The 14,033-nt window shown below is 54.5% G+C and carries 16 protein-coding genes; 4 read left to right on the top strand and 12 right to left on the bottom strand.

The window, feature by feature from the left end; genetic code table 11:
* Positions 1 to 11: 11 nt before the first annotated feature.
* Together LJ739_RS12235 and bioH are read right to left on the bottom strand one after the other, a co-directional pair.
* Positions 12 to 332, bottom strand: a complete 321-nt coding sequence (locus LJ739_RS12235) for a hypothetical protein (protein WP_229160894.1) — start codon at positions 330 to 332, stop codon at positions 12 to 14.
* Positions 333 to 436: 104 nt separating this feature from the next.
* Positions 437 to 1,213, bottom strand: coding sequence for a pimeloyl-ACP methyl ester esterase BioH (gene bioH, locus LJ739_RS12230; RefSeq protein ID WP_229160892.1), 777 nt, complete (start codon positions 1,211 to 1,213; stop codon positions 437 to 439).
* A 50-nt stretch (positions 1,214 to 1,263) separates the two neighbouring features.
* Here bioH and LJ739_RS12225 point away from each other — a divergent pair, with 50 nt between their 5' ends.
* The gene (locus tag LJ739_RS12225; protein WP_229160890.1) at positions 1,264 to 1,944 is read left to right on the top strand and encodes a ComF family protein; all 681 of its coding nucleotides are present in this window, start codon (positions 1,264 to 1,266) and stop codon (positions 1,942 to 1,944) included.
* On the opposite strand, the gene LJ739_RS12220 is transcribed toward LJ739_RS12225, so the two are convergent.
* Positions 1,919 to 4,468 carry a M14 metallopeptidase family protein gene (locus LJ739_RS12220; RefSeq protein WP_407646782.1) on the bottom strand — a complete coding sequence of 850 codons (2,550 nt, stop codon included), beginning with the start codon at positions 4,466 to 4,468 and terminating at the stop codon, positions 1,919 to 1,921. The two genes, LJ739_RS12225 and LJ739_RS12220, sit on opposite strands and share 26 nt — an antisense overlap.
* 137 nt (positions 4,469 to 4,605) lie before the next feature.
* Between LJ739_RS12220 and nfuA the strand changes: the two genes are divergently transcribed.
* A complete protein-coding gene (gene nfuA, locus LJ739_RS12215; protein ID WP_229160888.1) occupies positions 4,606 to 5,184 on the top strand; it encodes a Fe-S biogenesis protein NfuA in 579 nt (192 codons plus the stop codon).
* 231 nt (positions 5,185 to 5,415) lie between these two features.
* On the opposite strand, the gene LJ739_RS12210 is transcribed toward nfuA, so the two are convergent.
* Positions 5,416 to 6,741, bottom strand: coding sequence for an MATE family efflux transporter (locus LJ739_RS12210; protein ID WP_229160887.1), 1,326 nt, complete (start codon positions 6,739 to 6,741; stop codon positions 5,416 to 5,418).
* A 40-nt stretch (positions 6,742 to 6,781) separates the two neighbouring features.
* Here LJ739_RS12210 and LJ739_RS12205 point away from each other — a divergent pair, with 40 nt between their 5' ends.
* Positions 6,782 to 7,846 carry a polysaccharide deacetylase family protein gene (locus tag LJ739_RS12205; protein WP_229160886.1) on the top strand — a complete coding sequence of 355 codons (1,065 nt, stop codon included), beginning with the start codon at positions 6,782 to 6,784 and terminating at the stop codon, positions 7,844 to 7,846.
* A gap of 1 nt (position 7,847) precedes the next feature.
* Here LJ739_RS12205 and LJ739_RS12200 read toward each other — a convergent pair whose 3' ends face one another.
* From LJ739_RS12200 to LJ739_RS12175, 6 genes are read right to left on the bottom strand one after another with little or no spacing between them, the layout of a single operon-like run.
* Positions 7,848 to 8,483 (bottom strand): GNAT family N-acetyltransferase, encoded by a 636-nt coding sequence (locus LJ739_RS12200; RefSeq protein ID WP_229160885.1) that lies wholly within the window; start codon positions 8,481 to 8,483, stop codon positions 7,848 to 7,850.
* Positions 8,483 to 9,124 (bottom strand): SCO family protein, encoded by a 642-nt coding sequence (locus LJ739_RS12195; RefSeq protein ID WP_229160884.1) that lies wholly within the window; start codon positions 9,122 to 9,124, stop codon positions 8,483 to 8,485. The genes LJ739_RS12200 and LJ739_RS12195 overlap by 1 nt, the downstream gene beginning before the upstream one ends.
* Positions 9,121 to 10,038 (bottom strand): heme o synthase, encoded by a 918-nt coding sequence (gene cyoE / locus LJ739_RS12190; protein WP_229160883.1) that lies wholly within the window; start codon positions 10,036 to 10,038, stop codon positions 9,121 to 9,123. The genes LJ739_RS12195 and cyoE overlap by 4 nt, the downstream gene beginning before the upstream one ends.
* A 9-nt stretch (positions 10,039 to 10,047) precedes the next feature.
* Positions 10,048 to 11,025, bottom strand: a complete 978-nt coding sequence (locus tag LJ739_RS12185; protein WP_229160882.1) for a COX15/CtaA family protein — start codon at positions 11,023 to 11,025, stop codon at positions 10,048 to 10,050.
* A 12-nt stretch (positions 11,026 to 11,037) separates the two neighbouring features.
* Positions 11,038 to 11,604 carry a hypothetical protein gene (locus tag LJ739_RS12180; protein WP_229160881.1) on the bottom strand — a complete coding sequence of 189 codons (567 nt, stop codon included), beginning with the start codon at positions 11,602 to 11,604 and terminating at the stop codon, positions 11,038 to 11,040.
* On the bottom strand, positions 11,601 to 12,320 hold the full coding sequence (locus LJ739_RS12175; RefSeq protein ID WP_229160879.1) for an SURF1 family protein: 720 nt from the start codon (positions 12,318 to 12,320) through the stop codon (positions 11,601 to 11,603). The genes LJ739_RS12180 and LJ739_RS12175 overlap by 4 nt, the downstream gene beginning before the upstream one ends.
* Positions 12,321 to 12,341: 21 nt before the next feature.
* Here LJ739_RS12175 and LJ739_RS12170 point away from each other — a divergent pair, with 21 nt between their 5' ends.
* A complete protein-coding gene (locus LJ739_RS12170) occupies positions 12,342 to 12,551 on the top strand; it encodes a DUF2909 domain-containing protein (protein WP_229160877.1) in 210 nt (69 codons plus the stop codon).
* Between the two features lie 26 nt (positions 12,552 to 12,577).
* On the opposite strand, the gene LJ739_RS12165 is transcribed toward LJ739_RS12170, so the two are convergent.
* Both LJ739_RS12165 and LJ739_RS12160 read right to left on the bottom strand, forming a co-directional pair.
* The gene (locus LJ739_RS12165) at positions 12,578 to 13,459 is read right to left on the bottom strand and encodes a cytochrome c oxidase subunit 3 (protein ID WP_229160876.1); all 882 of its coding nucleotides are present in this window, start codon (positions 13,457 to 13,459) and stop codon (positions 12,578 to 12,580) included.
* Positions 13,460 to 13,471: 12 nt separating this feature from the next.
* Entirely contained in the window at positions 13,472 to 14,032 is a 561-nt protein-coding gene (locus tag LJ739_RS12160; RefSeq protein WP_229160875.1) for a cytochrome c oxidase assembly protein, read from the bottom strand.
* Position 14,033: the final 1 nt, after the last annotated feature.

Here is a 14,033-nt window from a genome sequence, read left to right as displayed (position 1 = left end):
CCGGCGGTCCGTTAGGCTAGCTCATCGATGATGCGACCAACGGTATCGTTAGCAACATCCAACACTTTGGCGGAGGCCTGGGCATTGATGGCGTTGACCTTCAGGCCCACCAGATCAGTGGTCAGCGAATCACCGCCGGAGGGCAGTAGTGAACGCACGCCGCCCAGCTGCTGCGTAGCAACATCACTGAGCAGTTCCTGTGGACTGCGGGCTTGCGCATTACGTTGGGCAATGTTGACTGCCGCTTCAGTAATCCCATCACTGGCGCGCTGTAAACCCAAGCCGCCGGATACGATCGCCGAATTAACACTGGCATTGACGTTGATCGTCATAAAAAAACCTCCACTTCCTCATGGCTAATTATTAACCAATTTAGCCAAAATTGAAAGTCGAATTTTAGCCTCAGCCCAGTTGCGCTGGGGGCTGGAGAAGTTTTTTACGCCACGGGCGAGTCACATGCCGCCATCAGGTGCTCAACGAAGGCGTCGGGATGGGAAATAAATGGCGCGTGGGACGCATGTTCAAAAATATGTAAGTAATCACTTCCCTTTACAGATTCGATCAGTTCAATGGCCTTGTGCGGTACCAGACTGTCCAGTCGGCCGTAAAAACGCGCAATCGGCGCAGTGATTCGGGGCAACTCATGACGCAGGTCGACTGTCCCCAGTAAGGTCAGGCCATGACGCAGGGCGGCCGGATCCGGTTCAGGAAACTGGCTGACGCACTCACGTATATTACGAATATCGTGGCGTGCAGAAGGGCTGCCCATGGCCTGAATGGCCAGAAACCGATCCAGCGTGTCGCTGAAATCGTTTTCCAACTGACGCTCAAAGGTATGCAGCACAGCCGGCCTGACCCCTGGCCACGACTGCTGTTGAACAAAGCACGGTGTACTGGCCACCAATACCAGTCGTTTGACTTTGTGAGGAAAGTGGATCGCCAGCCATTGCGCCAATAACCCGCCCAACGACCAACCCAATACCGTTGCGCCGTCCGGGATCGCATCCGCCAGCATGTGTCCTACCGATGTCAATGCGTAGGGCGAAGGCTGACGGTCGGCATTGACGCCGAATCCCGGTAAATCAATGCTGATAACCCGATATCGTTCAGTCAGGCGTGGTAACAGCGGATGCCAAACGCCGCTGTTGAGCCCCCAACCGTGAAGCAGTACCAGTGGCTCCCCTGATCCGGAGATGTCGGTCTGTAATTTCATGCGCGGTCTATACTGTGAAGTGTTAAACAGCCGTCAGTCTAAGGATAGACATGAATTTTGCAATCCCGCCGATGGGCTTATTGCCTGCGCTTGACGATCATTGCTTGCTATGTGAACAACCGGCCTCGACGCCACTGTGTCACATCTGCCTGCAGGATGCGCCACGCTTGCCCGATCTCACGCCACGACAAGGCAGTGGTCTGCAAACGGCACATATCACCACGTTATACGCCATGGCGCCTTATCAGTGGCCTTGGTCTTACCTTGTTCAACGCTTTAAATTCAGTGGTTGTAGGGCAGCTGGACGGGCATTGACTTTTGGATTTCGTCAGCGCTTGTTGGAGCAGATTGAGCCTTTGCCCAGAGGCATTGTGCCAGTGCCCCTGCATCCCTGGCGACAGGCTCGCCGTGGATTCAATCAGGCCGGTGTCATGGCTGCCGAACTGGCCAACCAGTGCGGGATAAAATACTACCCCAATCTGGTAACGCGCCGAAGAAACACCCGACCCCAGCACCAGCTAGATGCCTCACAGCGGCGGGGTAATTTGCACAACGGGTTTGATGTCGAGTGTCCGGTTGCATTGAACCACATCGCCTTACTCGACGATGTGGTCACTACCGGAGCCACCATCAATGCAGTAGCAGCGGCGCTTAAAGCACAACAACCGTCACTGCAAATCGATGTATGGGCACTGACGTTAACCGTTAATTCATCAGCAATGGGCTCATGAACAATGCATTGGCAAACAACCGTTGCGTCCCGCGCCAGTAACCTCTGAATACCGGATTGTCGCTAAAGCCAATCACCAGCCCCTGTCCCCGTCGGGTTGCGACCAACGCAGCTGACCCGGCAATCTGCTCTTCCATTTCGGCCGATGCATAGCCAGCCATCAGCGGAGATGCCGTGTACTGAGCAACCGTTAAAAACGGTCCTTGCGGCAACTGCATGATATCACTGCGGTTGCGGAACACCGGCAAGGTCTCACGGGTATAACCAAATGCCAACGGGTGAGACAAATCCAGGGTCACTTCAAATGCCGCACCCGCCACTCGCTGACGAGACGCCAGGGCTTCTTTGTCGGCATAACGTAAACCGTCTGTTTCGAACGCTTTTTGGACATCGCTGTTGGACTTGTAGGTCACCGGCAACCATTCCTGCTGTGCAAACCAGCGGCTGGCATTTTGTTGTCCGATCAGCACGCCGCCGGCTTCGACCCACTGTTCCACCGCGTCTCGCAGAGGTTCATCGACATTGTCGTAACGCCCGCTAACCCAAATCATGTGCGTGTAGTTGTCCAATGACACCTGTGCGAGGCGCGATAACTCAATGATCGAAACCGGCATATCCACTGTTTGATCCAAATAGTGCCACACTTCCCCGGCTTCATATTGAGACGTACCGCGACCGCCCACCAACAGTACCCGTGGCGCTTTGACCGGTACCATTGATGCACTCCCCAAATCAATGCCTTGTGGCGTCAGACCACTGTTAATAGGCCACACCGTGATCCCGGTTTGGGCCATTTGGGCACTGAGCAACGCAGTGAGGTTTTGCGGCTGTTTGAGGCCGGCAGGGATCACCACGCTGCCCGCCGGGAAGCTGATCGTGCCCTGAGGGGTCTGGGCAGAAAATGCCTGACCACTGACCCTGGCCTGCACCCCATCGCGCAGTAGACGTTGCAACATGGCCGGAGCCTGGCTGTCTTGCCAGTAAAAACCGTATGCATAGGCTGAGGGCAACGCCGTCGGCTTGGCGGCGTTAGCATTGACATCGCCAACGCTGATCTTACGCATGTCGCGCCCCTCGACCGCAGCCCACTCAAAGTTAAACGCCAGCGCCAGGTTCCAGGTCGACACGTCGTAGAACGTATTATCATCAAACCGGGTGCGGGTCGAAAACAGGGATTTGATCAGGCGGTATTGAGGCTGTTCCAGCGGCACAAACACACTACTGACCGGATCAAAGGTCGTTTCATTTACGGTCAGTGGCTTTTCCAGTCCCTGAAAACGGATGTGGTGCTGACGCAACAAGTCTTTGGCCGCCTCAAGCCGCGTAGCATCAAAGCGCTCCTGGATCAGATAGCCACGTACATCGTCTTTTTTCGCCAATGACGCGGTTTGCTCGGCGAAGGACGATGGCATGTTTAATAGCGCTTGCTTATTCGCCATGGCCCCGGCAAAGGTCGACAATGAGGTTGCGAACTGATTGGCAATGGCATCGGAAAAGTGTCGTGGACCATTGATAGTGTCCTGCAAGTGTCCTCGGCTGCTGCCTTGTTCGAACAAAATCCCTACGCTACCGTGGGCATCCGGATAGGTTGAGCCTTTGCCATAGTAGAAGTCATCGAAATCCTGTTGGGTGTAGTAAAGCTCTCCCTTCTTATCCAACGCTGCAGCGTGGAACTTGCCCAACGCTTCGGTCATTTCAACGTTATTGGCCGGTGTCCAGGGGTTCTTGCGCGACGGTACGCCAGGTTGGAAAAAGTAGCTGCTGTCAGCGCCCATTTCATGAAAATCGGTCAGTACGTGAGGACGCCACTGATGGAACTGCGCAATACGGGCCCGTGACTCCGGGTGTGTCAGCAACAGCCAGTCCCTGTTCAAATCGAACCAATAGTGATTGGTTCGGCCACTGGGCCAGCCCTGTACGTGTTCACGATGCTCAGGGTCAGCGACCAGATTTCGCCCTTTGTGCATGTTTGCCCACTGGGCAAAACGCGCCAGACCATCAGGGTTAATGGAGGGATCCAGCAACACCACGTTGCTGTCCAGCAATGACGTTACCGCAGGGCCTTGGCCGGCGGCCAGATAGTAGGCCACCAGCAATGCCGCGTTGCTGCCTGAAGCCTCGTCACCGTGCACACTGTAGCCCATCCAAAGAAACAACGGATCATTCTTATCCGCAGGCGTGCCATCCATCACCCGCTGCAGATGGGCCTTTTGCCAATCCGTTACCTTGGCTTTATTTTTCTCTGCTGTGATCACCAATAGTAGAAGAGGTCGGTTTTCGTGGGTCCGTCCGGTTTCTATCACCTGCACCCGATCAGACGCATCAGCCAGAGCATACATGTAACTGACCAGCTGATCATGACGCACATGCCATTCCCCGACGGGGGCACCCAAAATGGCTGACGGCGTGGGAATGGCAGGATCATAAGCCATGTCTGATGGCAAGTAATCACTGTCCTTAACAGGCTGAGCCATTACGGCCAGGCTAAAGCAGCACCAGAGTATCCAGTGGCACATGCGACGCATAAACAGGTTCCTTAATTGGCGTAAATTACCTGCCCAGTATGCCGCAATTTGTAGCAACATAAAAATCCTATTACTTGAGTGTTTTAGTCAAGTAAATTTGGTATCCTATGGCCATGATTCACCAACAGGACTTCACCATGATTACCATTTCAGAAGCCGCACAAGCGCACTTCTGCAAACTGCTGGAAAAGCAAGAGCCAGACACCAACATTCGTGTATTTGTGGTCAACCCCGGCACGCCCAGCGCCGAATGTGGCGTATCGTATTGCCCTGCGGACGCGGTCGAGCCGAGTGATACCGTGATCGAGTTCAATGGCTTTGATGCGGTGATCGATCAGGAAAGTGAGCCTTTCCTGGAAGCTGCCGAAATCGACTTTGTGACCGATCAGATGGGCTCGCAGCTGACCTTGAAAGCGCCCAACGCCAAAGCCCGTAAAGTCGCTGACGACGCGCCGCTGGAAGAACGCATCAATTACATGATTGAAGCCGAGATCAATCCACAGCTGGCCAGCCACGGTGGCAAGGTTATGCTCGTTGAGATCACTGAGGATGGCATCGCACTGCTGCAGTTTGGCGGCGGTTGTAACGGATGTTCAATGGTTGATGTGACGTTAAAAGACGGCATTGAAAAGCAGATGCTGGCGCAATTTGCCGGCGAATTGAACGGGGTCAAAGACGCCACCGAACACCAGGCCGGTGAACACTCGTACTACTAGTAACCCTGACCGGGGGTCGTTAAAGGATGACAGCGGAGAATCCATTGCACGGCAGCTGGCGGCGTTTTTTGGTCGGCTTGCTGGTGTTTATGCTGGGGCTTGCAATGGTCATCCTGGTACCCCCGAGCTGGACCGAAATCTTGTGGGTTGCCGTGGCACTGATACTGTGCGGATTTGCCCTGGCGATGTCAGGTTACGCGGTATTGCTGGTCCACCGACTGCGGATGAAGGCTAGACCGCCTGGCGACGATAACCCAGTAACCAGATGGCGTAGCCCCCCAAAGTGACACCCCGGGCAGCCATGAAGGCCAGCAGTGCCCACCACAAACCATGGTTCTGCCAGTCCAGCCATAACAGGCACAAAGGAAAATAGACCCCCAGGGCACTGAGCAGCATGCTGTTACGCATCGCCTTGGCCCGGGTCAGTCCGACAAACACCCCATCGAGTAAAAAGCACACATGGGCGATCAGCGGCATTGCCAACGTGATGACATAGTAGCCCCGGGCATCCTCGCGTAATGCTGCACTGTCGGTCAGCAGCGCGACAATCCCACTGAACCCACCGGCAAACACCAGGCAATAGAGCACTGCCAGGCCCTGTGACCAGAATAGTCCGCGCCACAATGTCAGCCACATTCGCCGTTGATCCTTACGCCCCTTATACTCACCCATTAATGCTTCAACACCGTAGGCGACGGCGTCCAGGCCCAGGGCGATAAGGGCAAAGAACTGCATCAGCAGGGCATTTACCGCGGCCACGTGAGTGCCGTAGCGGGCTCCCTGCAGGGTCAGATAAGCCAGACACAACTGCAGAGCGAGGTTACGTATCAGCATGTCGTTATTGATCAACACCAGCGGTTTCAACGCCCGCATACGCAGCCAGGCCGGCGTCCAGCGCAGATTGGGCAACACCTGACGCACCGTAAGAATACCCAGCACCAACATAGTGTACTCAGCGATCACGGATGCCGCCGCCACGCCGGTAACGCCATACTCCAGTCCATACACAAACACCCCGTCCAACAGGGCGTTTAACAGGTTACCCACGATTTGAATGTACAACACCTGGCGGGTTTGCTGACGACCGATTAACCAGCCAATCACCACCAGATTCAACAGTGCTGCTGGCGCCCCCCACACCCGGGTATGGAAATAGGCACTCAGGATCGGCTGCAACTGCTGCGATGCATCACTGAGAAAAATGCCCGCCTGCACAAGGGGGACCTGCAATAGCCATAACAACATGGCGAGCACCAGTGCAACCGTACCACCCTGCAGCAACACTTTGCTGCTCTGCACATTGCTCCCGCGGCCATAGGCCTGGGCACTGAGTCCGGTGCTCGACATACGCAGGAAGCCACAGACCCAGTAGATCTGGGTCAGGATTAGCGATCCTATCGCTGCGCCCGCCAACGGAGCGGTTCCGCCCATATGGCCCAGCACCGCGGTATCCACCAGGCCGATTAACGGCGTGGTCAGGTTGGCCAGCAGCATCGGCACACTCAGCGCCCAAAGCCGTCGATGCTCGGAGGCTTGCCAAAATCCTGTTAAACTCATGTCTGATCGCTGCAACGTGTTGAAATCCTAAGGAGAATCTATGTCGTCGGTTTTATCATATTTGTCACGGATATGCCTGCTGCTGTGCCTGTTACCGGGATTGGCCGGAGCATCCACCGATAACGCCGTGGTATTGATCTATCACCACGTCAGCACATCAACACCGCCCAGTACCAGTATCAGTCCCGAGCAGTTCCGTCGTCACTTGCAGCACCTTAAAGATGGGGGTTTTCAGGTACGCCCACTGACCGACATCATCAACGCATTGCAAAGCAAACAGAGACTAACAGACAAAACCGTGGCAATTACCTTCGATGACGGTTATCGCAATATACTGACCAACGCCCACCCACTGCTTCAAGCCTATGATATGCCCTATACCGTGTTCATCAGCCCGGGGGTGATTGGTGTTCATCGTGACCAACTGACGTGGGAAGAGGTCAAAAGCATGCATAAAGACGGGGTCACCTTTGCCAATCACAGCATGTATCACGATCACCTGCTGACACGTCAGGCGCAGGAGACCCAGGCGGCCTGGTTAACCCGCACGATGGAGGATATTGAGCAGGCCCAGGTCATGCTTGAACAGCAGTTGGGCGAGGTGCCGCGGTTTCATGCGTATCCCTTCGGAGAGTTCAATCATGATCTGAAGCAGCGCCTGCGCGACGCCGGTTATGTGGGATTTGCGCAGCATTCCGGGGCCATCGCCAGTCACAGCGACTTCGGCGCCCTGCCACGTTTTGCCGCCGCAGGCATTTACGCCAATTTGAAAACCCTGGATGTCAAACTGCGTAGCCTGGCCATGCCCGTCAGCGAATTGGCCATCAATGATCCCGAACAACCCTTGGGCGCAGAAGCCCCGACTCAAATAATGACGGTGGACACCAAAGACTTATCCGTGGCTCGGGTTAACTGCTTTTTGGACGGTCAACCCATGACCATCGAAAAGGCCGCTGCCGCCATTGTCATGCCACTACCAGGACCGCTGTCGCCTGGACGGACCCGCATCAATTGCACGGTGCCGAGCAACAGCCAACCTTCACGTTACTATTGGTATTCTCAACCTTGGTTTGTGGCAGATCCCAGCGGCCAATGGCTGCACTGATCTAAGCGGCCAGAGACTTACTCAGGAACAGGTGAGGTACGAGTCCTAGTGAAGCCCCTTGTGCATCGGGTTCGTTGCGTTCAAGCGGTTTAAAGCCAATGGATTGATAAAAAGCAATGGCCGTGTCGTTGTCTGCTTCAACATCCAGACCCAGCGTCGCACAACCAGCCTGTTGTGCCGCCTGTTCAACCGCATTCACCAGACTACGGGCAATGCCCTGACGATGAAACGCAGGGTCTACGCCCAGGTGACCCAGTATCCATCGGTCGGCATCAGGCAGAGTTACCACAGGCGCAAGGCATTGACTACGGCCAATCACCGCCCGTGTGGATTCCTCACCGTAATAATCGAGTAACAGCTGCAAAGTCGCCTGGCGATACGCCACAGAGGGAGGGCCATGCCAATGGGTCACCAACCCGACGAGACGCCCGTCAGGCGCATGAACACCTTGGTGATAGCGGTGGCTGAACTGGCCTTCATCGGCAGCAAACGCCAGACCCAGAAAGTCCAATGCTGTGTGAACATCATCCACATCAAACAATGCACTGAGGCTACGTGGTCCGGACGAATAAATAAGGGCTGCAGCGTGACGGGCATCCGCGGCGGACAATCCTTTGACCCGCCATTCCCTGTGCATTACCGTGCCAATAACCGTGGAAGGTCAGCGAGGATCTGATCGCCATCGCTGATGGCCAACTGGCCAGGTGCATGGGTTGGCTTAAAGCGACCGATGACCTGACCTTGCGGATTGATCACCACGACTGCAGCGCTGTGGTCAACCAGGTACTCGCCATCAGAAGTATCATCTGCAATGGCGTACATCATGCCCATAGCCCTGACCAGCGGGAACAGGGTTTTGTGTTCAGCACTGGCGGCTATAAAGTCCGGATTGAAAAACCGAATGTACTCACCGAGTCGCTGGGCATCATCCCGGTTGGGGTCGACAGAAATAAACAGCACCTGCAACGGCGTATCTTTGACCTGTTGTTGCAACAGCGGATATATCCGGTTCAACTCCGCCAGGGTTGTCGGACAAATATCCGGGCAAAAGGTATAGCCCACAAACGCGAGGGTCCAGTTATCCTGTAAGTCCTGCTGCGTAAACTCGCCCTGATTGCCGGTATACAATGCAAAAGGCGGCAATGCCCGTGGCTGGGGGTACTGTTGCATGTACTGTGGAGACTCAGGTTCCGACGGCGGCGCGATCACCACAGCCAGATACAAACCGATCACCAGGGCAATGGCAGCGGCACTGCCAAGCAAAATTCGTTGATTCATAAGGTCCAGGTAAAGTAATGATCCAGTAACAGGACCACGAAGAGTACCATCAAATGCACGATAGAAAAGGCAAAGGTCTGCATCGCGGTGCGTTCCGTCGGCGCATATTTGAGTTTCCAGGCGTAATACAGGAAGCCACCGTTGAGCAGACTGGAACCAAGCAAATACACCAGCCCTGTCATACCGGTCAGGTAAGGGAACAAACACACTAAGGTCAGCAGTACCGTATACAACAACACCGCCGTTTTGGTGAACTCGACACCGTGGGTCACGGGCAACATAGGGACTTCCGCCTTGGCGTAGTCTTTGACCCGATGAATGGCCAGTGCCCAGAAGTGTGGTGGCGTCCAGGTGAAAATAATCAATACCAGCAGCAGTGCATGGGGGTGGATTTCTCCGGTCACAGAGGTCCAGCCCAACAGCGGCGGCGCAGCGCCTGCCAAACCACCGATGACAATGTTCTGCGGCGTCGCCCGTTTCAGATACATGGTATAAATAAACGCATAACCCACCAGGCTGGCCAAGGTCAGCAGAGCCGTCAGACGATTGACCCACACGTCCAGACACACATAACCCAGTACCGCCAGCACAGCGGCAAACACCAGCGCTCGCTGTGGACTGATCTTACCTTTGGGTACCGGGCGATTGAAGGTGCGTGCCATTTGCGCATCAATACGTCTGTCCACCACATGGTTAATCACCGCAGCGGATGAGGACAACATACCAATGCCCGCCAATCCTGCCAGCAATACTTGCAGGGGGACCCAACCCGGCGTCGCCAGGCACATGCCCACCAATGCGGTCAGCAACAGCAGCATGACCACCTTGGGTTTGGTCATTTCATAATAGTCACGCCAGTGGGCAAAACCGGTGGATGTACTTTTTTGCTGTGCGACGGCGACAGATTTGCTCATCCCAGCCTCCTAGATTTTCCGATATAACGTATAGGTAATGGTGACGAGCACCAACAATAGCAGCGCGGCGACGGCATTGTGCAGCACCGCAACGGCCAACGGCAGGCTGAACACCACATTGCTGACGCCCAGCATCACCTGAGCGCCCAACACCAGCACCAAGACCACAGACAAGGTACGCAATAATTGTGAAGCGGCGCTGGCATACATTCGCAACGCCAGCCAGCACAAATAGATAAAGGTGATCACCGCACCGAAGCGGTGAGCGATGTGCATGGTCATTCGCTCTGCGTAGTCGTGGGCGCCGAATTCATAGCTGACGGCTTCAGGAATGGTGTACGCACCGACAATGTCGATGTTTTCATACCACTCACCTTCACAAATCGGCAGCTCGGTACAGGCCAGCGCAGCATAATTGGCTGATGTCCAACCACCCAGGGCAATTTGGGCGACGGTGATCACAATGCCCAACAAGGCAAACTTGGCCAGCCCCATCACCCGGGGGTCGCCACCGGGAATACGATAAGGGGTCAGGCGTAAATACAACAGGTACAGACAACACAACACGCTGAAGCCACCCAGTAGGTGTCCCATCACCACCAGCGGCATCAGGTTCATGGTTACCGTCCACATACCCAACGCGCCCTGGAAACACACCAGCAGCACCAGGAAAAAAGGCAGCTTGAGGGGACGATGATAAGCACGTTTCCAAATGCTGATAGCGAAGATCGCGACAATCAAGAGTCCTAAGCTACCGGCAAAGTAGCGGTGGATCATTTCATTCCAGGCTTTGTGGGATTCAAACGGACGTTCAGGAAAGGCAAGTTCAGCGGCCTCGATATGATGTTCTTCCTTAGGAACGGTAAGGTGCCCGTAACACCCGGGCCAATCAGGGCAGCCTAATCCGGCGTCGGTCAATCGGGTATAGGCACCCAGCATGATAACGACCATCGCCAACAGGATTGCCACCAACACCAGCTTTCTCATTTTCACCATTCCCTAACCGATGCGAGACAACTTCAACAGCTTACGCAAATCGGACAAAATATCGCGGCTATGCAGTACCGCCTGTTCTTTTTGTTCAAAAACCGGGTAATGCATGATCACATTACCCAGCGTATCTATCAGAAAAATACCATCTGGCGCGACATCTTTAAACACTTGATTAACACTTTGCTGACTCACCGTTAACAGTTTCATGTTTTCAAACGCAGAAACATGCTGCGCTGTTGTACCGTCACTGCTGTCTGTGGCCAGAATAACCGGTTCTACCCGATCCATTTCACGGCCCAGCGCCAGCCATACCTGATGCACACTGTACAAGGCATTGTCACAAGCATTACCACATTGCTGAGGCATCACATAGGCGATTCGCCAACGGGGAGGTTGGTCAGCAAACAACCCACGCGCATCAAGGGCAGGTTGCAGAAGCTCTCCCTTATTGGTTGCCCCACGATTGAACCAGTCATTGTCCAACGCCAGTTTCGCCACCAATACAGGGACGATAAAGGCTACCATGACCATTATCAGCGTCTTTTTACTCGTCGACGGGGACTTTTCACTCATTGTCGGTTCTTCCTTCTGACTGCAACCACAAAAACCACCATACACGCCAATGCCATGCCAAACCACTGAATTGCATAGGCAATGTGCTTCTCGGGCGGCATGACAACCGGCTGCCATTCTCGTACATACGGGCTGTTATCCCGAGCATCGCTGAGTACAACCAGCGGCATCAATGGCAGACCTGCCCATTTGCCCATGACCGCCAAATCAATCTGTTGCAATCGCACCGGCCATTCTGGCTCTGCGCTGACAGTGGCCGTCTCCCGGATCATGGGGTTATCGGTCACCTGCCAGGCCACACCGGTCAAGGGCAACAAAGGATCAGCTTGGGGCAGCGTCGGTAGCACATCCCGCTGTCGGGGCGCTGCAATCCAGCCAAGGTTTACGGCAATGACCCCCTCAGTGCTATCCAGTAATCGCACCACGTAGTAACCCGGCTGGCCTCGGTGAAGTTTGTTATCGATGAGAAACCATGGGTCCAGCCATTGGCCATCAACTATCACCGGCATATCCCGCCAGTCAGGCTGTGACAACGCCTGCGTTGGGCTTATCCCCTGCTGTTGGGAAACCGTTGCGATGTGCGCCAAACGCTGTTGTTTTTGTTCAGCACGGTTCAGCTGCCAGACCCCCAGGGTAAACATAATGACAACCGCCGTTAAAGTGACTAAGGTGGCAATGGGTGGCAACGATTTCAGCACTGAAAGACTGTCTTTCATGGCAGCAGGAGGTTCAAAACAATGATCATCAAAATCCTTATTGGCGCGTTGCTGGTGTTTATGATTTACAACCTGTTCAAGGCCATGACAGTGATGATGAAAGATGACCCGAACCAGCCACCCATGAGCAAATTCATTGGGCGTCGGGTGTTTACATCCGCGTTGATCGTAATCCTTATCTTAGTGGCCGTCGCGACTGGCCTTATTCAACCGAATCCGCGCCCCTATTGATCAGGGGCGCATCAGGTTCCGGCTATTCAGAGAATGTAGACAAAGAAGAACAGCATCACCCACACCACATCCACAAAGTGCCAGTACCAGCTACCAGCCTGGAACGCAAAGTGATTTTTCGGCGTGAAGTGGCCCTTCATGATGCGCAACCACAACACAATCAAAATGATCGTGCCCAAGGTCACATGCATGCCATGGAAGCCGGTGAGCAGGAAGAATGTGTTACCGTACACGCCGGATTGTAAGGTCAGGTTCATTTCACGGTAGGCGTGGACATATTCTTCAACTTGCAGGAACAGGAAAATACAGCCGAGCAATACCGTGAGCCCCAGCATCAGCTTCAACTTGCCCCGTTGTTCCTTTTCCAGAGCCACGTGGGCAAAGTGACAGGTAAACGAGGATACCAGCAGAATAATGGTGTTATACAGCGGTAACCCCATCCAGCCCATCGCGGTGGTTTCAGTACCACCCGGCGTTTTTGTCAGTGGCCACATGTCTTCAAAGCCTGGCCACAACACTTCGTTGGTCATCGCGTTGTTACCCTCACCGGCCAACCACGGCACCGCAATCACGCGAGCGTAGAACAGCGCTCCAAAGAACGCGGCGAAGAACATGACCTCAGAGAAAATAAACCATGACATACCCTGGCGGTATGAACGCCCGAGCTGATCACTGTGCATACCGTTCATGGATTCATTGATTTGGTTGTTAAACCAGCCAATCAGCATCACCAATAAGGTCACAATGCCGGCCAACAGGATCCAACCACCGAAGCCGCTTTCGCCTTTGGTGGATTCGATCACGAAGTTACCTGCCCCGACGGCAATCAAAAACAGCGCGACCGCGCCGACGATGGGCCAGGGGCTTTGTTCAGGAACATAATATTTTTGGTATTCTTGCTCTGCCATCAGGCGCTCCTTTTATCCTTGATTCATGGCAACGTCAGCGACACTGGCTGTTACGTCATACAAGGTGTATTGAACCGTAAAAAACCGGATATCTTCCGGCAGTTGCGGATCGACATAAAACTTCATCGGCATCACAGCTTCAGCCCCGGCCGCCAACGGCTGGTGGTTAAAGCAGAAACACTCGGTTTTGTTAAGAAACAATGCGGCTTGTCCCGGTGATACTGACGGCACTGCCTGTCCGACAATGTCGCGGGATGCGGGATTACGGGCGAAGAAATTGACCTGTGCCATTTCGCCCGGATGCACATCCACACGACGGGTCTCGACAGTGAATTCCCACGGCATGCCGCTGTTGGTGCGGGTAATGAATTCAACCGTCACGGTGCGACTGGTGTCGACCGTTACGCCGTCATAAACGGCCGCGGTGTTTTCGGTCTTGCCGTTGATGCCTGTGATGTCACAAAAGACATCGTACAGAGGCACCAGGGCAAAACCAAAGCCAAACATACCCACCACAATGGCGACCAGTTTGACCACCAGACGGCCGTGTTGCGGACGTTCAGACGCGCTCATG

This window comes from Fluctibacter halophilus, from assembly GCF_020687825.1.
Lineage (GTDB): Bacteria > Pseudomonadota > Gammaproteobacteria > Enterobacterales > Alteromonadaceae > Fluctibacter > Fluctibacter halophilus.
This window is presented reverse-complemented; position numbering and strand designations above follow the sequence as displayed.

Bases quoted from the DNA above. Each gene is read 5' to 3' on its own strand.
- LJ739_RS12235 (WP_229160894.1), bottom strand. From the start codon at position 332: ATGACGATCAACGTCAATGCCAGTGTTAATTCGGCGATCGTATCCGGC.
- bioH (WP_229160892.1), bottom strand. From the start codon at position 1,213: ATGAAATTACAGACCGACATCTCCGGATCAGGGGAGCCACTGGTACTG.
- LJ739_RS12225 (WP_229160890.1), top strand. From the start codon at position 1,264: ATGAATTTTGCAATCCCGCCGATGGGCTTATTGCCTGCGCTTGACGAT.
- LJ739_RS12220 (WP_407646782.1), bottom strand. From the start codon at position 4,468: ATGCGTCGCATGTGCCACTGGATACTCTGGTGCTGCTTTAGCCTGGCC.
- nfuA (WP_229160888.1), top strand. From the start codon at position 4,606: ATGATTACCATTTCAGAAGCCGCACAAGCGCACTTCTGCAAACTGCTG.
- LJ739_RS12210 (WP_229160887.1), bottom strand. From the start codon at position 6,741: ATGAGTTTAACAGGATTTTGGCAAGCCTCCGAGCATCGACGGCTTTGG.
- LJ739_RS12205 (WP_229160886.1), top strand. From the start codon at position 6,782: ATGTCGTCGGTTTTATCATATTTGTCACGGATATGCCTGCTGCTGTGC.
- LJ739_RS12200 (WP_229160885.1), bottom strand. From the start codon at position 8,483: ATGCACAGGGAATGGCGGGTCAAAGGATTGTCCGCCGCGGATGCCCGT.
- LJ739_RS12195 (WP_229160884.1), bottom strand. From the start codon at position 9,124: ATGAATCAACGAATTTTGCTTGGCAGTGCCGCTGCCATTGCCCTGGTG.
- cyoE (WP_229160883.1), bottom strand. From the start codon at position 10,038: ATGAGCAAATCTGTCGCCGTCGCACAGCAAAAAAGTACATCCACCGGT.
- LJ739_RS12185 (WP_229160882.1), bottom strand. From the start codon at position 11,025: ATGAGAAAGCTGGTGTTGGTGGCAATCCTGTTGGCGATGGTCGTTATC.
- LJ739_RS12180 (WP_229160881.1), bottom strand. From the start codon at position 11,604: ATGAGTGAAAAGTCCCCGTCGACGAGTAAAAAGACGCTGATAATGGTC.
- LJ739_RS12175 (WP_229160879.1), bottom strand. From the start codon at position 12,320: ATGAAAGACAGTCTTTCAGTGCTGAAATCGTTGCCACCCATTGCCACC.
- LJ739_RS12170 (WP_229160877.1), top strand. From the start codon at position 12,342: ATGATCATCAAAATCCTTATTGGCGCGTTGCTGGTGTTTATGATTTAC.
- LJ739_RS12165 (WP_229160876.1), bottom strand. From the start codon at position 13,459: ATGGCAGAGCAAGAATACCAAAAATATTATGTTCCTGAACAAAGCCCC.
- LJ739_RS12160 (WP_229160875.1), bottom strand. From the start codon at position 14,032: ATGAGCGCGTCTGAACGTCCGCAACACGGCCGTCTGGTGGTCAAACTG.